The sequence below is a fragment of the Kitasatospora sp. NPDC056076 genome, assembly GCF_042266305.1.
Taxonomy (GTDB): Bacteria; Actinomycetota; Actinomycetes; order Streptomycetales; family Streptomycetaceae; genus Kitasatospora.
The window spans coordinates 1-17983 of sequence record NZ_JBHJWG010000024.1; the positions used below are offsets into that span (position 1 = coordinate 1).

A 17983-nucleotide genomic window follows, 5' to 3' on the forward strand; every position below is an offset into this window, starting at 1 on the left:
CCGAACCGCCGGGGAACCGGCGGACAACCAACGGATAACAGATGACAGATTTCGAAATCTGTCATCTGTTATCCGTCATCTGTTCCCCGTTCTCCGTCCGCCGCCACCCGCCGGCCGACACCCGCTCCACCCACTCGTGGGAGAGTGGTAACCGGCGAAGGGAGCGCGAACGTGCTGATGGACAAGGTGGCGGAGATACTCGCCGAGGCGTCGGCCGAGGCGGTGGAGCCGCGCTTCCGGGCGCTGACCGCCGGCGAGGTGATGGAGAAGGCGCCCGGCGAGGTCGTGACCGTCGCCGACCGCGAGGCCGAGGCGATCATCGCCCGCCGCCTGCACGAACTGCTGCCCGTCCCGGTGGTCGGCGAGGAGGCGGTGTCCGCCGACCCGGCGCTCGCCCTGGCCATCCACGACGAGCCCGCCGTCTGGCTGGTCGACCCGGTGGACGGCACCGCCAACTTCGTCGCGGGCCGCCCCGACTACGCCGTGATGTGCTCCCTGGTCCGCAGCGGCCTGACCGTCGCCTCGTGGATCTGGCAGCCCGCCACCGCGACCGCCTACCGGGCCGAACTGGGCTCCGGCGCCTGGCGGGACGGCGAACGCCTCACCCGCCGCCCGGCGCCCGCCGACGCCGGGAAGCTGACCGGCATCCTGAAGAGCCGCTTCCTCGACCCGGCCGACCGGCACCGCCTGGAGTCCCACTGCGCGGCCTTCGGCGAGATCTCCCCCGGCCGCAGCGCCGCCGGGATGGAGTACCCCGACGTCGTCGAGGGCCGGACCGACTTCATCTTCTACTGGCGGACCCTCCCCTGGGACCACGCCCCGGGTTCACTGCTGCTCTCCGAGGCCGGCGGCGTCTCGGCCCGCATGGACGGCGCCCCGTACCGCCCCGAGGCCCCCGGCTGCGAGGACGGCCTGCTGGTCGCCGCCGACCCCGACACCTGGGAACTCACCCGCGGCATCCTCCTGAACGGCTGACCGCACCGGACCCGACCCCAGCCCGCCGGACCCCCCGTCCGCCCCTCCCCGCCCCGGCCCGGTCACCGCCCGCCCGCCCACCCGCGACGGCGACGGCGACAGCGACGGCGCCGCTACCCCGCCCGCTCCCCGGCGACCTTGCGCCCCGCGCCGACCACCTCCCGCAGCAGCGCCCCCACCTCGCCCGCCGTCGTGTGGGGGTTGAGCAGCGTGAGTTTCAGCCGCACCCGCCCGGGCCCGTCCCCCGGCAGTTCGGTCCGCCCGACCACCGCCCGTCCGGTGCGCAGCAGCAGCCGGCGCAGTTGCCCGTTCAGCTCGTCCACGGCGGCCTCGTCCGTCATCCCGGGCGGCCGGTAGCGGAAGAGCAGCGCGGTGAGGACGGGCTCGGCGTGCAGTTCGAGCGAGGGTTCGGCCCGGACGGCGTCCGCGGCCGCCAACGCCAGGTCGTGGCAGGCGTCCACGAGCCGGCCGAGGCCTTCCCGGCCGAGGGTGCGCAGCGTGACGGCGAGCTTGAAGGCGTCGGCCCGCCGGGTGGTGCGCAGCGAGCGGCCGAGCAGGCTGGGGTAGCCGGCCTGCTCGTCGTCCACGGGGTTGAGGTACTCGGCGCGCCGGGCCAGCGAGACGTAGGTCTCGGCCCGGCGGACCAGGAAGACCCCGGCGGCCGCGGGCTGCCAGCCGAGCTTGTGCCAGTCCAGGGAGACCGAGTCGGCGCGGGCGATGCCGTCGAGCAGCGGGGCGAGCCGGTCGGAGAGCAGCGCGCCGCCGCCGTACGCGGCGTCGACGTGCAGCCAGGCGCCGTAGCGGCCGGCCAGGTCGGCGGCGGCGTGCAGCGGGTCGATGGCGCCGGTGTCGGTGGTGCCGGCGGTGGCGACGACGGCGATCGGGGTGCGTCCGGCCCAGCTGGCCTCGGCCAGGGCGCGTTCCAACTCCTCGGGGGGCATGCGCAGTCGGCGGTCGACGGGGACGGCGAGGACGGAGCGTTCGCCGAGTCCGAGCAGGGCGGCCGCGCGCTGGACGGAGAAGTGGGCGGCCTCGGAGGCGAGGATGCAGGGCCGGGCGCCGGCCGGGATGCCGTCCAGCTCGACGATGCCGTCGAGCTTCTGGTCCCGTGCCAGCATCAGGCCCATCAGGTTGGACTCGGTGCCGCCGGAGGTGAGCACCCCGGCCGCGCGGCGCGGGTCGTAGCCGACCAGGGTGGCGAGTTCGGCGAGCAGGGCGGTTTCCAGGGCGGTCGCGGCCGGGGCCTGGTCCCAGGAGTCCTGGGAGGGGTTGAGCACGCTGACCGCGAGGTCGGCGGCGGCCGCGACGGCGAGTGGCGGGCAGTGCAGGTGGGCGGCGCAGGCCGGGTCGGCGGGGTCGGCGGCGCCGTAGGCGAGCAGCTCGGTGAGCCGGGCGAGCGCGCCGCGTCCGCGGGCACCGGCGAGGCCGTCCGCGACCAGGGCGGCGATCTCGGCCGGGCTGCCGGCGGGCAGTGGCCCGGAGCGCAGCGCGGTGCCGGTGTCGAGGGCGTCGAGGACGGTGGCCAGCAGCGGGCCGAGGGCACCGGGCCCGGCGGCGCCGCCCGCGAGGGCGTCCGGATCGCCGCCCCCGCCGGGCAGTTCGGGCGGTACCGCCCCGGGGTCGGCGGCGGTCACGCCCCACCCCGCGCCGTCGAACCCGAAGCCTGAACCCGAGCCGCTCCCGCGCCCGAGCCCGAACCCGATCCCGAAGCCGTGGCCTGAGCCGTGGCCGGAGCCTGGGCCGCCGAGGCCGCCGAGGCCGCCGAGGCCGCCGCGATCGCCTCCGCCAGCCGCTCCAGCACGGCCGCGACCTGCTCGTCGGTGATGGTCAGCGGCGGCAGCAGCCGCAGCACCGCGTCGTGCCGCCCGCCGAGTTCGACGATCAGCCCGCGGGCCAGGCAGGCCTCGCGGACCCGTACGGCGAGCGCCGGATCGGCCGGGCGGGCACCGCAGGCGTCGGGGTCGGCGCCGGGGTCGACCAGCTCGACCCCGATCATCAGCCCGCGCCCGCGCACGTCGCCGATCGCGGGCAGTTCGGCGGCGAGTTCACGCAGCCGGGCGGTGATCCGCTCGCCCGCCACGGCGGCCCGCTCGGCCAGTCCGTGCGCGGCGACGTACCGCAGGGTGGCGGCGCCGGCGGCCATCGCGAGGGTGTTGCCGCGGAAGGTGCCGGTGTGGGCGCCGGGCCGCCAGCCGTCGTAGTCCTCGCGGTAGACGACCACGGCGAGCGGCAGGCTGCCGCCGATGGCCTTGGAGAGCACCATCGCGTCCGGGACGATGCCGCTGTGTTCGACGGCCCACATCGCGCCGGTGCGTCCGACGCCGGTCTGCACCTCGTCCACGATCAGGGGGATGCCGCGCTCGGCGGTGATCCGGCGCATCTCGCGCAGCCAGCCGTCGGGGGCGGGCACGACCCCGCCCTCGCCCTGGACGGCCTCCAGGACCATCGCGGCGGGCGGCACCACACCGCCGGAGGGGTCGTCGAGCAGCCGCTCGACGTAGGTGGCACCGAGTTCGGCGCCCGCCTCGCCGCCGACCCCGAACGGGCAGCGGTAGCCGTACGGGTAGGGCAGCCGGACGACCTCGCCGCCGCCGGGCAGCGGTTCCTTGACGGCGACGTTGCCGGTGAGCGCGAGGGCGCCGGCCGTCATGCCGTGGTAGGCGCCGGTGAAGGCGAGGGCGCCGGAGCGCCCGGTGGCGGTCTGCATCAGCTTGAGGGCGGCTTCGACGGCGTCCGTCCCGGCCGGTCCGCAGAAGTGCACCCGGGCGCGGGAGGCGAACTCGGGGGGCAGGCTCTCGAACAGCGCGCTGGTGAAGTCGTCCTTCTCGGCGGTGGCCAGGTCGAGCAGGTGCAGCGGGGCGCCGCTGTCGAGGGTGCGGCGGATCGCCTCCAGCACCACCGGGTGGTTGTGCCCGAGGGCGAGCGTCCCGGCGCCGGAGAGGCAGTCCAGGTAGCGGCGGCCGTCGGCGCCTTCGACGGTCATGCCGTGGGCCCGGACCGGGACGATCGGGAAGGACCGGGCGTACGTCCGGGCGGCGGACTCGCGGACGCGCTGGCGGCGCAGGATGGCTTCGCCGGCGGGCGGGGCCGCGGCGGCGGTGGCCCCGGAGGCGGCCTGGGCGGGTACGGCGGCGAGCGACAAGGCGAACCCCCAGAAGAAGTTAGGTAAGCCTAACTTTATCGCCCGTGACCTGCCGGAATGCCGCGGGGGCACCCAGAACCACCCGAGTGAGTGAACCTCCCCCGACAGCGCCCGCAGCGCCCCCGTCCGGCCCAACGAACGAGGGCACCGAAAGGTCACGGGCGGCAGCGCCCCATCCGTGCCCGCCACCAACCCCCCATCAACGCACCGCCGTCGCCGCCCCCCATCAGCGCCCCGCCGTCACCGCCCCTTCCAGCGGTAGCAGAGCTCCGGCCGCCCCACGCTCCCGTACTGCGGCTCGCGCACCGCCCGCCCGGTGTCCACCAGGTGCTCCAGGTACCGCCGCGCGGTGATCCGGGACACCCCGGCAGCGGTACCGGCGGCCGCCGCCGACAGGCCGGTCGAGGCCTCCCGCAGCACCGAGGCCACGGTGTCCAGGGTCGGCGCGCTCAGCCCCTTCGGCAGCGAGTTGCGCTCGGGCGTGCGGAGCAGGGCGAACGCCTGGTCGACCTCGTCCTGTCCGGTCGCCTCGCCGGTGCGCCCGAGGCTGTCCCGGTAACGGGCGTAGCGCTCCAGCCGGTCGTGCAGCGCCGCCGCGCTGAACGGTTTCAGCAGGTACTGCACGACCCCCGCCGAGACCGCCTGGCGCACCATGGCGAGGTCACGGGCCGAGGTGACCGCGATGACGTCGGTGGCGTGCCCGGCCGCGCGCAGAGTGCGGCACAGCTGGAGGCCGTGGCCGTCCGGCAGGTAGAGGTCGAGCAGGGTGAGGTCGACGGGCGTCCCGGCGGCGCGGGCCCGCTCCAGGAAGCGCAGCGCGTCGGCGCAGCTGTGCACGGTGCCGACGGCGCGGAAGCCGGGCTCGCGCTCGACGTACAGGGTGTGCGCGGCGGCGGCCACCGGGTCGTCCTCCACGACCAGGACGGAGATCCCGCTCGGGGCGGCACCGCTCACGCCGGAGCCGTCCACACCTCCGCCGCTCACGCCGACACCCCGCCCTGCTCCAGCTCCCGCACCCGGCCGCCGGTCAGCGGCAGCCGTACGGTGAGCACCGCGCCGCGCTCGCGCCCGACCTCGACGGTGCCGCCGTTGCGCCGGGCGGCCTGGGCGACCAGTGCCAGACCCAGGCCGTGCCCGTGGCCGTCCTGCTTGGTGCTCCAGCCGCGCCGGAACACGTCCTCGACGGCGGCCGGGTCGATGCCCGCACCGGTGTCGGCGACCCGCAGCAGCAGACAGGCGCCCCCGCCGCCCACGCCGAGCACCCCGCCGTCGACCGCACCGCCATCGCCCCCATCGCCGTCGCCCCCATCGCCGTCGATCCGCGCGGTGACGGTGACCTCCGGCGGGCCCGGGCTCTGCGCGGCCCCGGCGATGGCGGCGTCCACCGCGTTGTCGATCAGGTTACCGAGGACGGTGATCAGGTCCCGGGCGGAGAGCCCGGGCGGGAGCACCCCGTCGTCGATCCGGCTGTCCTCGGTGAGGGTCAACTCCACGCCCCGTTCGGCCGCCTGGGCCGCCTTGCCGAGCAGCAGCGCGGCCAGTACCGGCTCGCCGACCGCGGCGACCACCCGGTCGGTGAGCTGCTGGGCGAGGGCGAGTTCGGCGGTCGCGAACTCCACCGCCTGCTCGTGGCGGCCGAGTTCGATCAGCGAGACGACGGCGTGCAGCCGGTTGGCGGCCTCGTGCGCCTGCGCCCCGAGCGCCTCGGTGAAGCCGCGTACGGAGTCCAACTCTCCACTCAGCGACTGCAGTTCGGTGTGGTCGCGGAGTGTCACCACCCGGCCGAGACCGGTGCCGATGGTGGAGGTGTTGAGCACCACGACCCGCTCGGCGGTCAGGTGCACCTCGTCCCGGACCGGCTCCTCGCCGAGCACGGCGGCCACCAGGGCCTCCGGCAGCCCCAGCTCCGCCACCGGGCGCCCGTCCAACTCGCCTTCCAGGCCGAGCAGTTCGCGAGCGGCATCGTTGCACAGCACCACCCGGTGGGCCCGGTCGAGCAGGATCAGCCCCTCCCGCACCGACCGCAGGGTCGCCTGGTGGTACTCGTAGAGATGGCTGAGCTCGTCCGGCCGCATGCCGTGAGTGTGCCGCCGCAGCCGGGAGTTGGCGAGGTAGGTGCCCGCCCCTCCGAGCGCCAGCGCGGCCACCGCGACCCCGACCAGGGCGAGCAGCGGTCCGCTCAGCTGCGCGGAGATGGACTCCAGCGTCAGCCCCACGCTGACCAGCGCGATCACCCGGTGCTGGTCGTCCCACACCGGGGTGACCACCCGGACGGAGGGGCCGAGCGTGCCGGTGTAGGTCTCGCTGCGGGTCTGCCCGGCCAGCGCCCAGTCGATGTGCCCGAGGTAGCGCTTGCCGATCTGCTCGGGCAGCGGGTGGGTCCAGCGCACCCCTTCGGTGTCCATGACGGTGATGAAGGAGACCCCGACGTCCTGGCGCACCTGCTCGACGTACGGCTGGAGCACCGCGGTCGGGTCCGGCCCGGCGACGGCGGAGCGCACGGACGGGGAGTCGGCGACGGCGTGGGCCACCGAGGTGACCTCGCGGCGGGCCGCGTCCTCGGTGCGCTCGGCGGTGAACAGGTACGCCAGCACCGCGCCGCCCGCCACCACGGCGGCGACGATGACCACCTGGACGACGAAGAGCTGCCCGGCCAGGCTGCGGACCAGCCGGCGCGGCAGCGGGAGCCAGCGGCGACGCGAGCGGGTGGGGGCGGTGCTCACGGACATGCCTGCCAGTGTGCACCACGGCCCCGCACACTCCCGGGCCCCGGGCACCCCGCGCCCGAGTACTGCCCGGCCCCGAGCGGCACCCCGGCCGTTCCCGTCCCGCCGTGAACTCTATGAACGCAAACGTGACCTCCGTCACTCCAGGGCCCCATAGTCGGATCGGCCCACCACCCGGGGCCGCCAGGACTGCAGGGCGAAGGAGCCGCAGATGTCGACCACCGAGACCGCCACGGCGGGGGGACCCAGACGCAAGGACCGGACCCACTACCTCTACCTCGCCGTGATCGCCGCGGTGGTCGCGGGCGTGGTGGTCGGACTGGCCGCCCCCGGCTTCGCCGTCGAGTTGAAGCCGATCGGCACCGGGTTCGTCAACCTGATCAAGATGATGATCAGTCCAGTGATCTTCTGCACCATCGTGCTGGGCATCGGCTCGGTCACCAAGGCCGCGAAGGTCGGCAAGGTCGGCGGCCTCGCCATCGGCTACTTCCTCGCCATGTCGACCGTCGCCCTGGCCATCGGCATGGTCGTCGGCAACCTGCTGGAGCCCGGCGGCGGCCTGCACCTGACCGCCGCGCTCGCCAAGTCCGGCCACGCCCAGGCGGCCGCCGGCGGCGCCCAGTCGACCACCGACTTCCTGCTCGGGATGATCCCCGACACCCTGTTCTCGGCCCTCACCCAGGGCAAGGTGCTGCAGACCCTGCTGGTCGCACTGCTGGCCGGCTTCGCCCTGCAGGCCCTCGGACCGGTCGGCGCACCGGTGCTGCGCGGCGTCGAGCACCTGCAGCGGCTGGTGTTCCGGATCATGTCGATGATCATGTGGGTCGCGCCGATCGGTGCCTTCGGGGCGATGGCGGCGGTGGTCGGGGCGACCGGCGTCGACGCGCTGAAGAGCCTCGCCGTGATCATGATCGGCTTCTACGTCACCTGCGCGCTGTTCGTCGTCGTGGTGCTCGGGACCCTGCTGCGCCTGGTCGCCGGGGTCAACGTGTTCGCGCTGCTCAGGTACCTCGGCCGCGAGTTCCTGCTGATCCTCTCGACCTCCTCCTCCGAGAGCGCGCTGCCCCGCCTGATCGCCAAGATGGAGCACCTGGGCGTCAGCCGCCCGGTCGTCGGCATCACCGTGCCGACCGGCTACAGCTTCAACCTCGACGGCACCGCGATCTACCTCACCATGTCCTCGATCTTCATCTCCGAGGCGATGGACAAGCCGATGTCGATCGGCGAGCAGCTCTCGCTGCTGGTCTTCATGGTGATCGCCAGCAAGGGCGCGGCCGGGGTCACCGGCGCCGGGCTGGCCACCCTCGCGGGCGGCCTGCAGTCGCACAAGCCCGCACTGGTGGACGGGGTCGGCCTGATCGTCGGCATCGACCGGTTCATGTCGGAGGCCCGCGCCCTCACCAACTTCGCGGGCAACGCCGTCGCGACCGTGCTGATTGGGCACTGGACCGGCGAACTGGACGCCGAGCGCGCCCGCCGCGTCCTGGACGGCCGGCTGCCGTTCGACGAGCTGACCCTGGTCGACGGCCACGGCGGCGCCGCCCCCGAGCCGGAGGCCGTCCCCGCGGTGCCCGCGACGGCGGCCACGACGGCGGCCACCGTCTGAGCGCTCCCACGACTCCCCCGGTCCGGCGCCAGCACCTCCCCCGGAAACGGCGCCGGGCCGGGGGGCTTCCCGTTCCCGGCGCCGACCCGTACCGGGTCGGCGCGGGTCGGCGCTCGCGGATCCCCCCGGAACCCGGGTCAGAACTCCTGCGAGCCGCTGACCGCCCAGGCCACCCCACTGGCCGGATCCTCCAGCGCCACGTGCAGGTGGCGCAGCCCGGCGGCCGGCTCCTGCCAGGTGAAGCAGCGCATCCGGGCCACCAGGGCGTCCACCTCACGGCGGTTCGGCCCGTCCACCCCGGCCATCGCGCCCAGCGCCCGCCAGAGCCTCAGCCGCCCGTGCGCGCAACCGTGCGTCCGGCCCACCGCGGCGGCCTGCACGAGCGCCGGGTAGGCGAGCGCGAACGGCAGGAACCCGCCGACCACCCGCCGGGCCCGGGCCAGCACGGCGGCCGCCGACGGAGCCGGACCGCGGACGCAGACCACCTCCGCCCAGGGCGCCAACGCGGCCAGCTCCGTCAGGCCCCGGGTGACCCGCTGACCGCCCGGCCGGGCTGTCGACTGCGGCAGGTCGACCTGGCCCAGGCCCTCCCGGCTGGCCGGCAGGGTCAGCACCGCACTGCGCGCTCCCCCGCCGGGCAGGTACTCGCGCACCCGGGCGGCCTCCTCCCAGCCCGCCTTCTCCCAGGCTTCCAGGCGCAGCGGCACGCCCTCGGGGTCGGGCTCGGCACCGTAGGAGAGGTCCTCGCCGAGCAGCACCCGGGTGTGCGCCACCAGGCGGCGCACCGGCGCCGGACCGAGCAGCGGGGCCAGCCGCAGCCAGGAGTGGCGGGTCGCCAGCACCTCCCACAGCGGACCGGCGTCGTGGTCCGCCACCCCGGCGAAGGTCCCCGCGCCGCCGTCCGCGTCGAACAGCCGGACGGCCAGCTCGGGCGGCGCCGCGTAGGCGATCAGATGGCCGAGCGGCGCGGTCAGGGCCACCGCGGCCCGCTCACCGGCCTGCACGACGGCGGCCGCCCGGCCCTGCCGGTAGGCGGCGAGCAGCTCGGGCCAGCGACCGTCCTCGGCCAGGGCGCGGACGCTGTGGTCCTCGTACGTGATCACGATTTTCAGCGTACGGGCCGGGGTGGCGCATCAGCCGACTTGCCGTCGGCTCGGTGCGTCGGGGCGGCGACGGCATCCCAGGGGGCCGCCTCGGCGCTCGGCCGGGACGGGCGACCTCGCGCTCGGCGGCGGCGGGCAGCTCGGCGGGCGGCTCGGCGGGCGGCCGGGCTGTCAGAGCTCGTGCCGGCGCTCGTGCTCCAGGACGGCGCGCAACCGGCCGTGGGCGCGGCGGCGGGTGACGGCCAGGGTGCTGCGGTGCAGGCCGAGCAACTCGGCGGCCTCGTCGACGGAGTAGCCGTCGATATCCACCAGCACCACGGCGCGGGCCTGCTTGACGGTCAGGAAGCCGAGCAGGCGGACCACCTCCCAGCGCGCCTGCAGCTCGGCCATCCCGCCGGGCGCCGGGCCGAACGCCACCGCCCGGCCGTGGCCCGCGGCCTCGGCCGGCTCCGGGTCCTCGCGCAGCGCCGCCCGACGGCGCTCCCGGCGCCACTGGTCGCGCAGGATGTTCGTCATCGTGGTGAACACGTAGGCGTACGGCTGCGGGTGGCTGAGGAAGCGCTCCGGGCGGCGGGCGATCCGCAGGTACGCGTCGTGGACGACGTCACCCGCGGCGAGCGGGCTCCCGGCGAGCATCGCGGCCGCCTGCTGGAGCCTGGGCAGCAACTCGGTGAACAACCCGTTGAAGTCCGCCGACTGGCGTTCCGTCGGCCCCGGGCCGAAGTCCTTGCGCGGCCCGCCCGCACACCGCTCGTTGCATTCCGCCATGCCGCTCTCCCCGGAAATCGGCACCCCGAACGCCCAGTTGGGGCGGTTTCCCACCCCTACCGGACATGTTGTGACACAGGTCACATCATAAGCCGTCCTCTCACTCTGCGCAGTCATTCGTGTGCAACTCGTCATCGACCGGTCCCAGAGCGGGAGTTCACCACCACCGACCACCACTGGCCACAACAGCGCCATCGCGGGGACCAGGCGACCGCTAACGGATAACAGATTTCAACATCTGTTATCCGTTATCTGTTCGCTGTCATCTGTTTTCTGTCATCTGTTCGCCGTCTTCCGTCCTCCGCTGCCCGTCCTCCGCTGCCCGTCAGCTGCCGGCCGCCGCCGGCGAGACCTCCGCGAGCAACCGGGCGGCGTGCACCCGGCCGGCGTGCTCGACCAGGTTGATCAGCACCTCCTTGCCGGAGGCGCGCTGCCGGGCGTCGCAGAGCAGTACCGGAGTACCGGGGTCCAGGTCCAGCGCGCGGGCGACCTCGTCCGGGCCGTACTCGCGTGTCCCGGCAAACCGGTTCACCGCGACGACGAAGGGGATGCCGCGCTGCTCGAAGAAGTCCACGGCCGGGAAGCAGTCGGTCAGCCGACGGGTGTCGGCGAGCACCACCGCACCGAGCGCCCCTTGGGCCAACTCGTCCCAGAGGAACCAGAACCGGTCCTGCCCCGGGGTTCCGAACAGGTAGACGGCCAGGCCCTCGCGGATGGTGATCCGGCCGAAGTCCATCGCCACCGTGGTACTGGACTTTCGCTCCACCCCGTCCAGGTCGTCCACCCCGCGCCCGGCCTCGGTCAGCCGCTCCTCGGTGCGCAGCGGACGGATCTCGCTGACCGCGCCGACCAGCGTCGTCTTTCCGACCCCGAACCCGCCCGCGACCAGGATCTTGAGCGCGAGCACGGAGTCGGACTGGTCCACCGGGCCCACCGGGGCGGACGGCCACCGGCTGATCGGGCGGTCCGGGCCGCCGGCGGGGTGGTGACGGCCGGACGGACGGTCAGAGTGCGCGGAGCCCATGGATGACCTCCTGGAGGATGCGTTCGTCGGGGAGCAGGGCGGGCGGGACCGGGCGGTTGACCCGGATGAGCCCCGCCGCCAGCAGATCGCCGAGCAGCACCCGCACGACGCCCACCGGCAGGTCGAGGTCGGCGGCGAGCTCGGCCACGGACAGCGGTGTGCCCAGGCACCGACGCAGGATCTGCGCCTGCTCCGGACCGACCGGCAGCTCGGGCGCGTCCGGCGCGAGCGCCGGGTCGGGCAGCTCGGACACCACCACGGCGATCAGGTCGAACTGCTGCTCACCGCCCCCGGTCCGGCCCCCGGTCATGGCGTACGGGCGGACCAGCGGCCCGGCCTCGTCGTCGTACCAGTGGGCCCGGCGGGCGGCGGCGAGCGGGTTCCGGGGCAGCCGGTCGGGGTCGGCCCGCGGGTGCTCCGGATGTCGCTGGTGGTACGGGTGGAAGGCGTCCTCCGCCCGGTGGTAGGGGCCGTCCGGCCGGGGCACCGAGCTCACCCGCCGTGCACCGTACGGGGCGTGGCGCTCAGGTGCTCGCCGACCCGGCGGACCAGTCTGGCCATCTCGTAGGCGACCAGCCCGAGATCGGCCCGCGCGGTCGCGAACACGGCCAGGCAGGTGCCCTCCCCGGCCGCCGCGACCAGCAGGTAGCCGCCCTCCAACTCGACCATGGTCTGCCGAACTTCGCCCGCGCCGAAGTGCCGTCCGGCGCCCTTGGCGAGGCTGTGGAATCCGGCCGCGACGGCCGCCAGGTGCTCGCCGTCCTCCCGGGCCAGACCGGCCGAACTGGCCATGGCCAGGCCGTCGGCGGAGAGCATCACGGTGAAGTTCACCTCGGGCGCGCGCTGGACCAACTCGTCGAGGAGCCAGTTCAGTTCCCCCGTGCGGTGGGTGGTGCCGATCACGGCCGGTCTCCTTCGGTTCGGGTGTCGGGTCTCGCTCCGGGCCGGGCTTCCGGCCGGACGTCGGACGGGGTTCCGGGCCCGACGTCGGGCCGCAGGCCGCGGGCCCAGCCGTGCTGGAAGGCCGCCATCGCCGCCCGCGCCTCCTCCGGACTGCGGGCCGCCGGCCCCGTACCGGTTCCGGTGGCAACTCCGGTACCGACTCCGCGGCGGCCGTACGGGGCGGCGGCAGGCGCCTCCCGCAGCTGCGGGGCGAGACTCGCCCGGCGCACCCGGCGCGGCAACTCCTCCGGACCGTCCACTGATCCACACTCACCCGGCATCGCGCCCGCCGGCGGTGCGGGGGCGCCGTGGTGGGGTTGCGGCGGACCGGGTTGCGGCGGACCGGGCTGCGAACGGGAGGCCGCACCCGGGCCCCCGTCCGCAGCCGGTCCGGCCGTCCGGGCACCGGAGGCCCGGAAGGGGGTGCGGCGCGTCGGCTCGGGGTGGACGCCCCGGGCTCCGAACGGCAGCAGCGCCCCGCCCTCCGGCGGCGGCCCACCCGCCGCCGGAAGCTCTGTCCCCGCCACTCCGCTGCCCGGGAGGGCGGGTTCCGTTCCGGCCCCGGCCGGATCCGGCCCGGCCGGCGGCCACCACGCAGGCCCGACGCCGGGGGCCGGCCCCCGCTCGGGCGCCGGATCCCACTCGGGGGCCGGTTCCCACTTCGGCGCCGGTTCCCACTCGGGCGCCGGCTCCGGCGTGATGTCCAACTCCGGTACCGGCTCGTAGCCTTGCCCCGGGCCCTCGCGCTCGTCGGCCAGCAGCCCGGTGGGCAGCAGCACCACCGCGGTGGTGCCGCCGTACGCGGAGGTCACCAGGGAGACCCGGACGCCGTGCCGTCGGGCCAGCCGGCTGACCACGAACAGGCCGAGCCGGTCACTGTCGAACAGGTCGGTCTGTTCGGCCGCGGCGATCCGCCGGTTGGCGGCGGCCAGCGCGGCCGGACCCATCCCGAGGCCCCGGTCCTCGATCTCCACCGCGTAGCCGTTGCCGACCTGTTCACCGCGGATGTGCACCCTGGTGTGCGGCGGGGAGAACCCGGTGGCGTTCTCGACCAGTTCGGCCACCAGGTGGGTGAGGTCGGCGACGGCGTGGCCGACGACGGCGGCACGCGGCAGCGGGTGCACCTCGACCCGGGCGTACTCCTCGACCTCCGAGACGGCCGACCGCACCACGTCCACCAGGGGGACGGGCCGCCGCCAGGCCCGGCCGGGGGCCGCGCCGGAGAGGATGATCAGGCCCTCGGCGTGGCGGCGCATCCGGGTGGTCAGGTGGTCCAGCCGGAACAGGTCGGCGAGCTCGGACGGGTCCTCGGTGCGGCGCTCCATGGCGTCCAGCAAGGCGAGTTGGCGGTGCACCAGGACTTGGCTGCGGCGCGCGAGGTTGACGAACACCCCGGACACCCCCGACAGCACCTCGGCCCGTTCCACCGCCGCCGTGACGGCGGCCCGCTGCACGGTGCCGAGCGCCCGGTGCACCTGGCCGATCTCGTCGTCGCGGCCGACCGGCCGGGGCGCCTCGGCTTCGATGTCCACCTCCTCACCCGAACGCAACTTCCGCATGGTGGAGGGGAGTTTGCGCCCCGCCAGGTCAAGTGCCGTGTTGCGCAGGCCGGTCAGCTCGGTGACCAGACCGCGGCCGATCCGCACCGAGATCACCAGCGAGGCGATCACCCCGAGCAGCCCGAGCAGGACGGCGATCCCGGCCGGGGTGAACAGGCCCAGCGCGTAGGGGTTCTGCTGTTCGGCGACGAGCCGACCGGCCCGGTCGGCGACGTCGCGCAGCCCGGCGGCGACGCTCCCGGCCACCGTCGCCCAGCGGTCCGCCGGCACCGCGGCGACGGCCGACCGGCCGTCGGCGGCGGTCCGGACCTCCTCCTCGTAGCCCACCAGTTCCCGGTGGTCCGGGCCGCCGGTGACGGAAAGCAGTGCCTCCCGGCCGGCGGAGCCGAGACCGGCGGCCGCGCCCTGCTCGAACGCGCGGCGGGCGAAGGCCGTACCGGCGAACTCCCGCAGCTGGTCGTCACCGAGCCCGCCGGAGAGCTCGGCGGACCGCAGCAACGCGTCCTCGCGGGAGAGGAGTTCGCGGGAGCGGTCCAGCTCCGGCAGCGCCCGCGCGTCGGCCCCGGAACGGCCGTCGGCCGTAGCGGCGACGGCACCGGACACGGCCAGCGCCCGGTCCACGGCCGCCCCGTAGGCGGCGTACGCCTCGGACCAGCCCACGCTCCGGGTGAGCACCCTGGCGCGCAGTTCGGGCAGGGCGGCGAGCGCGGTGCCGAGGCCGTCCAGGCGGGCGGCTGCGTCGGCGCCGAGGCCCTGGGCGTCGGCCCGGTTGTAGCCCTGGCCGGGGTGGCGCGGATCGGGGAACAGTGGGGTGAGCGCCCGGTCGGTGGCGGCGGCGGCCTCGCGCAGGGCACTCTCCCGCCCCGCGGCGGGCACCGTCCCCGGAACGAGGCCCGGACCGGCCAACAACTGTCCGGCGGCGGCGCGTTCGGCCTGCAGGCCGGCGACCGTGTCGGCGACGGGGGTGAGCAGGCTGCGCTGGGCGTCGCGCAGGCGCAGCAGGTCCCAGACGCCCTGGGCGGTGGTGACGGTGGCGAAGCCCCAGAGGGCGATGACGGAGACGACCGGGACCATCAGCAGGGCGATGATCCGGGCACGCACGCTCCGGGGACGCAGCCCACGCAGTCCGAGCGGCCCGAGTGGCCCAAGTGGCCCGAGCAGCCCGCGCAATCGGGGGCCGGGGCGCGACGAGCGGGCGGGCGGTCCGGCGTGGGCACCCCGGCGGGCGCCGGGGGTGGTGCCACGGTCTTCTCGCATGGACGGGGGCCTTTCGGGCGGGGGCGACGGGGCTCGGGCGGCGCGGACGGGCTCAGGCCGCACGGTCCCGGCCGTACGGATCCCGGCCGGCCGGGTCGAAGCCGTCCGGCTCCCGGCCGTACGGGTCGAAGCCGTCCGCGGCGGGGCCGTACAGATCTGTGAGCGCGAGGCCCGAGGGCACAGCGCCCGGGTCGGCTACGGGCCCGGCGGCGGGCCCGGCGAACTCCTCGATCGCCAGCTCCCCCGCCTCCGGGTACCCGGCCCGCTCCTGGGTGGTCGGGGAGAGCGCGACGAAGGCGGAGGCCAGGAAGAGGAACGAGCCGAGGCCGACGGCGAGCGGGAAGACGAAATCCATCGGGCTGACCCCGCCCAGACCGGTCCGGGCGGGATCCAGCTGGACGTGGACGGCGGCCATGCCCGTGTAGTGCATGCAGCTGACGGCGAGGCCCATGCCCAGTGAGGCGGCGGCCGCGGCGTACCCGTTGCGGACGGTGACGGCGGCCCAGAGCGCGGCGGTGGCGGCACCGACCGCGACCAGGACGGAGAGGGCGACCGTCCCGCCGTCGTAGCGCAGCCCGCCGTGCATCCGGACGGCGGCCATCCCGAGGTAGTGCATCGCGGCGACGCCGACGCCGGTGGTGCAGCCCCCGCCCAGCAGGGCGAGGCCGCGGTGCCGGCCGTAGCAGACCACGGTCAGGCCGAGCCCGGTGACCAGTACGGCGACCAGCAGGCTCAGCACCGTGAGCGGCACGCTGTAGCGCAGTTCGGTGCCGTCGACGGCGAAGCCGAACATGGCGACGAAGTGCATGGTCCAGATCCCGGAGCCGATCGCGGCGGCCGCTGTGAGCAGCCAGTTCCGGCGGGCGGCGCCCGTGGCCGCCAGGCCGCGCAGGGTGCAGCGCAGCCCGAGGGCGGCGCCGGCGCAGGCCATCGCGTAGGAGAGGACAGGGGTCAGCCAGCCGAAGCTGAACTGGTTGAGGGCGCCCATGGGACCTCCGGTCGACCGGTCGGGCCCGGGGCGGAATGCGGTGCCCCCGGGCACCCCCGGCCGGGCGGACTGCATCCGACGGGCACATGGGCATATGCCCATCGCATGTGCGCTTCCGGCCTGGGGTGCGTGGGACGCTATCGAGCGGCCGGAATCAGCCAGACGAAGATCTGAAAAGCTGCACGCGCGGCGCGGGCGCTGTGTTCGAATGACCCGGTCCTGTGTCCGGTGGCGCCCGGGCGGGCGACTGGCGACGAACAGAAGACAAAAGTCAGAAGACAGATAACAGATGTTGAAATCTGTTATCTGTCTTCTGAAAGTTGAACCCTGAAACCCGCCAGCCGTTCCCGTCGGCCCAGCGCCGTCAGTCCAGCGCCGTCAGTCCAGCGCCGTCAGTCCTGCGCCGTCAGTCCTGCGCCGTCAGTCCTGCGCCGTGACCCGCACCCGCATCGCGCTCGCCGCCCGGAGCGTGATCCCCTGCGCGAGCGCCACCCGCCGGTCCACCACTTCCAGGTCGAAGTCCCGCAGCAGCACCCCGAGGGTCAGCACCGACTCCAGCATCGAGAAGTGCTGCCCTATGCAGGCCCGCGGCCCGCCGCCGAACGGGAACCACGCGTAGCGGTGCCGCGCCTTCTCCCCCTCCGGCAGGAACCGGTCCGGGTCGAAGCGCTCGGGATCGACCCAGTGGTCCGGGTGCCGCTGGGTGACCAGCGGCGCGACCACGACCTGCGCCCCCGCCGGGATGACGTACCCGTCGATGACCGTCTCCTCGACCGCCCGCCGCCCGATCAGCGCCGCCGCCGGGTAGAGCCGCATCGCCTCCTTGATCACCCGGGTGAGGTACGGCAGCCGCTCCAGGTCCGCCGCCGTCGGCGCCCGCCCGGCCAGAACGGTCAGCGCCTCCTCCCGGGCGAGCTTGCGCTGCTCTGGGTGCTTGGCCAGCAGGTGCAGCGCGAAGGCCAGCGAGGTGGCCGTGGTCTCGTGCCCGGCGAGCAGGAACACCAGGACCTGGTCCCGGAGTTCGGCCGGGTCCAGCCGCTCGCCGTCCTCGCCGCGCGCCCGGCCGAGCAGGGTCAGCAGGTCGTCCGCCTCCTCGTCACCGCCCCCGCGCGCGGCCCGCTCCGCGATGATCCGGTCGCAGACCTCGTAGAGCGCCCGCTGCGCCTCCAGGCCGCGCCGGTTGCCCGGCGTCGGCCAGGTGCGCGGGAACCGGACCGGCGCGAAACCGCGCTCCTTGACGTACTCGCCGAGCACCGGGAAGCTGCGGTTCACCACCTCCACCGCCTCCTCCACGTCGGCGCCGAAGAGGATCCGGGCGACGGCCCGCAGCGCGAACCGCGACATCTCCTCCGCCGCGTCCACCACCCCGCCCGGCACCGCCCGCCAGCGCTCGGCGAGCGCCTGCGCCTCCTCGGCGAGCGCCTGGGCATAGCCGTCGACCCGGCGCCGGGTGAACAGCGGCTGGACCAGCCGGCGCTGGCGCTGGTAGACCTCGTCCTGGCTGGTCAGCAGCCCGTTGCCGACGCTGGTCCGCAGTTCGTCGTAGAAGCTGTTCTCCTTGCGGAAGTTCGCCGCCTCGCTGCCCAGCACCTGGTGGACGCCCTCCGGCGAGAACACCCCGTAGAACTCGACCCGCAGCCCGGGCGGCCCGGCCACCATGCGCACCACGTCGCCGTGGTCGCGCCGAGCCGCGAGGTAGGTGCGCAGCGGACGGCGGGTGAGGTCGAAGAGCGACCCGACCAGGGGGTTCCCGGCCGGTCCGGGTACGGCGGCTGCGGTGGCCATCGGCACTCCTTCTGGACTTCCTCGGCGCTGACGCGCACTCGGTGACCCTTCAACCTTACTGACGGGTATTCAGCCGAGGAAGCCGCGCGGAGGGACGAAGTCCGCGCC

General features: G+C 75.1%; 14 protein-coding genes. 2 read left to right on the forward strand and 12 right to left on the reverse strand.

Annotated elements, in window-relative coordinates; translation table 11 throughout:
- The first annotated feature begins 177 nt into the window (after positions 1 to 177).
- On the forward strand, positions 178 to 975 hold the full coding sequence (locus ACFC1T_RS20630; RefSeq protein WP_375890758.1) for an inositol monophosphatase family protein: 798 nt from the start codon (positions 178 to 180) through the stop codon (positions 973 to 975).
- A 113-nt stretch (positions 976 to 1088) separates the two neighbouring features.
- Here the strand turns inward: ACFC1T_RS20630 and ACFC1T_RS20635 are convergent, their stop codons facing one another.
- From ACFC1T_RS20635 to ACFC1T_RS20650, 4 genes are all read right to left on the reverse strand, one after another.
- Entirely contained in the window at positions 1089 to 2573 is a 1485-nt protein-coding gene (locus tag ACFC1T_RS20635) for a pyridoxal phosphate-dependent decarboxylase family protein (protein WP_375890760.1), read from the reverse strand.
- 32 nt (positions 2574 to 2605) lie between these two features.
- Entirely contained in the window at positions 2606 to 4117 is a 1512-nt protein-coding gene (locus ACFC1T_RS20640; protein WP_375890559.1) for a diaminobutyrate--2-oxoglutarate transaminase, read from the reverse strand.
- 240 nt (positions 4118 to 4357) lie between these two features.
- A complete protein-coding gene (locus ACFC1T_RS20645) occupies positions 4358 to 5101 on the reverse strand; it encodes a response regulator (protein ID WP_375890561.1) in 744 nt (247 codons plus the stop codon).
- Positions 5098 to 6846 carry an ATP-binding protein gene (locus ACFC1T_RS20650; protein WP_375890563.1) on the reverse strand — a complete coding sequence of 583 codons (1749 nt, stop codon included), beginning with the start codon at positions 6844 to 6846 and terminating at the stop codon, positions 5098 to 5100. The genes ACFC1T_RS20645 and ACFC1T_RS20650 overlap by 4 nt, the downstream gene beginning before the upstream one ends.
- A gap of 208 nt (positions 6847 to 7054) precedes the next feature.
- On the opposite strand from ACFC1T_RS20650, the gene ACFC1T_RS20655 reads away from it, so the two are divergent.
- Positions 7055 to 8449: a cation:dicarboxylate symporter family transporter gene (locus tag ACFC1T_RS20655; RefSeq protein WP_375890565.1), complete on the forward strand. Its 1395-nt coding sequence runs from the start codon at positions 7055 to 7057 to the stop codon at positions 8447 to 8449.
- Between the two features lie 137 nt (positions 8450 to 8586).
- On the opposite strand, the gene ACFC1T_RS20660 is transcribed toward ACFC1T_RS20655, so the two are convergent.
- The 8 genes from ACFC1T_RS20660 to ACFC1T_RS20695 all read right to left on the reverse strand — a co-directional run bounded on the left by ACFC1T_RS20660 (position 8587) and on the right by ACFC1T_RS20695 (position 17875).
- Positions 8587 to 9552 (reverse strand): hypothetical protein, encoded by a 966-nt coding sequence (locus tag ACFC1T_RS20660; RefSeq protein WP_375890567.1) that lies wholly within the window; start codon positions 9550 to 9552, stop codon positions 8587 to 8589.
- Positions 9553 to 9723: 171 nt separating this feature from the next.
- Positions 9724 to 10320, reverse strand: coding sequence for an RNA polymerase sigma factor (locus tag ACFC1T_RS20665; protein ID WP_375890569.1), 597 nt, complete (start codon positions 10318 to 10320; stop codon positions 9724 to 9726).
- 325 nt (positions 10321 to 10645) lie between these two features.
- Entirely contained in the window at positions 10646 to 11344 is a 699-nt protein-coding gene (locus ACFC1T_RS20670) for an ATP/GTP-binding protein (protein WP_375890571.1), read from the reverse strand.
- Entirely contained in the window at positions 11325 to 11735 is a 411-nt protein-coding gene (locus tag ACFC1T_RS20675) for a DUF742 domain-containing protein (protein ID WP_375890762.1), read from the reverse strand. The genes ACFC1T_RS20670 and ACFC1T_RS20675 overlap by 20 nt, the downstream gene beginning before the upstream one ends.
- 101 nt (positions 11736 to 11836) lie before the next feature.
- Positions 11837 to 12247, reverse strand: coding sequence for a roadblock/LC7 domain-containing protein (locus ACFC1T_RS20680; protein ID WP_375890573.1), 411 nt, complete (start codon positions 12245 to 12247; stop codon positions 11837 to 11839).
- Positions 12244 to 14946: a nitrate- and nitrite sensing domain-containing protein gene (locus ACFC1T_RS20685; protein WP_375890574.1), complete on the reverse strand. Its 2703-nt coding sequence runs from the start codon at positions 14944 to 14946 to the stop codon at positions 12244 to 12246. Before ACFC1T_RS20685 ends, ACFC1T_RS20680 begins: the two co-directional genes overlap by 4 nt.
- 208 nt (positions 14947 to 15154) lie before the next feature.
- Positions 15155 to 16090: an MHYT domain-containing protein gene (locus ACFC1T_RS20690; protein ID WP_375890576.1), complete on the reverse strand. Its 936-nt coding sequence runs from the start codon at positions 16088 to 16090 to the stop codon at positions 15155 to 15157.
- A gap of 420 nt (positions 16091 to 16510) precedes the next feature.
- Positions 16511 to 17875, reverse strand: a complete 1365-nt coding sequence (locus tag ACFC1T_RS20695; protein WP_375890578.1) for a cytochrome P450 — start codon at positions 17873 to 17875, stop codon at positions 16511 to 16513.
- Positions 17876 to 17983: the final 108 nt, after the last annotated feature.

What these genes read in the sequence shown, in the direction of transcription:
- ACFC1T_RS20630 (WP_375890758.1), top strand. Translation starts at nt 178, where the DNA reads ATGGACAAGGTGGCGGAGATACTCGCCGAGGCGTCGGCCGAGGCGGTG.
- ACFC1T_RS20650 (WP_375890563.1), bottom strand. Translation starts at nt 6,846, where the DNA reads ATGTCCGTGAGCACCGCCCCCACCCGCTCGCGTCGCCGCTGGCTCCCG.
- ACFC1T_RS20655 (WP_375890565.1), top strand. Translation starts at nt 7,055, where the DNA reads ATGTCGACCACCGAGACCGCCACGGCGGGGGGACCCAGACGCAAGGAC.
- ACFC1T_RS20665 (WP_375890569.1), bottom strand. Translation starts at nt 10,320, where the DNA reads ATGGCGGAATGCAACGAGCGGTGTGCGGGCGGGCCGCGCAAGGACTTC.
- ACFC1T_RS20670 (WP_375890571.1), bottom strand. Translation starts at nt 11,344, where the DNA reads ATGGGCTCCGCGCACTCTGACCGTCCGTCCGGCCGTCACCACCCCGCC.
- ACFC1T_RS20690 (WP_375890576.1), bottom strand. Translation starts at nt 16,090, where the DNA reads ATGGGCGCCCTCAACCAGTTCAGCTTCGGCTGGCTGACCCCTGTCCTC.
- ACFC1T_RS20695 (WP_375890578.1), bottom strand. Translation starts at nt 17,875, where the DNA reads ATGGCCACCGCAGCCGCCGTACCCGGACCGGCCGGGAACCCCCTGGTC.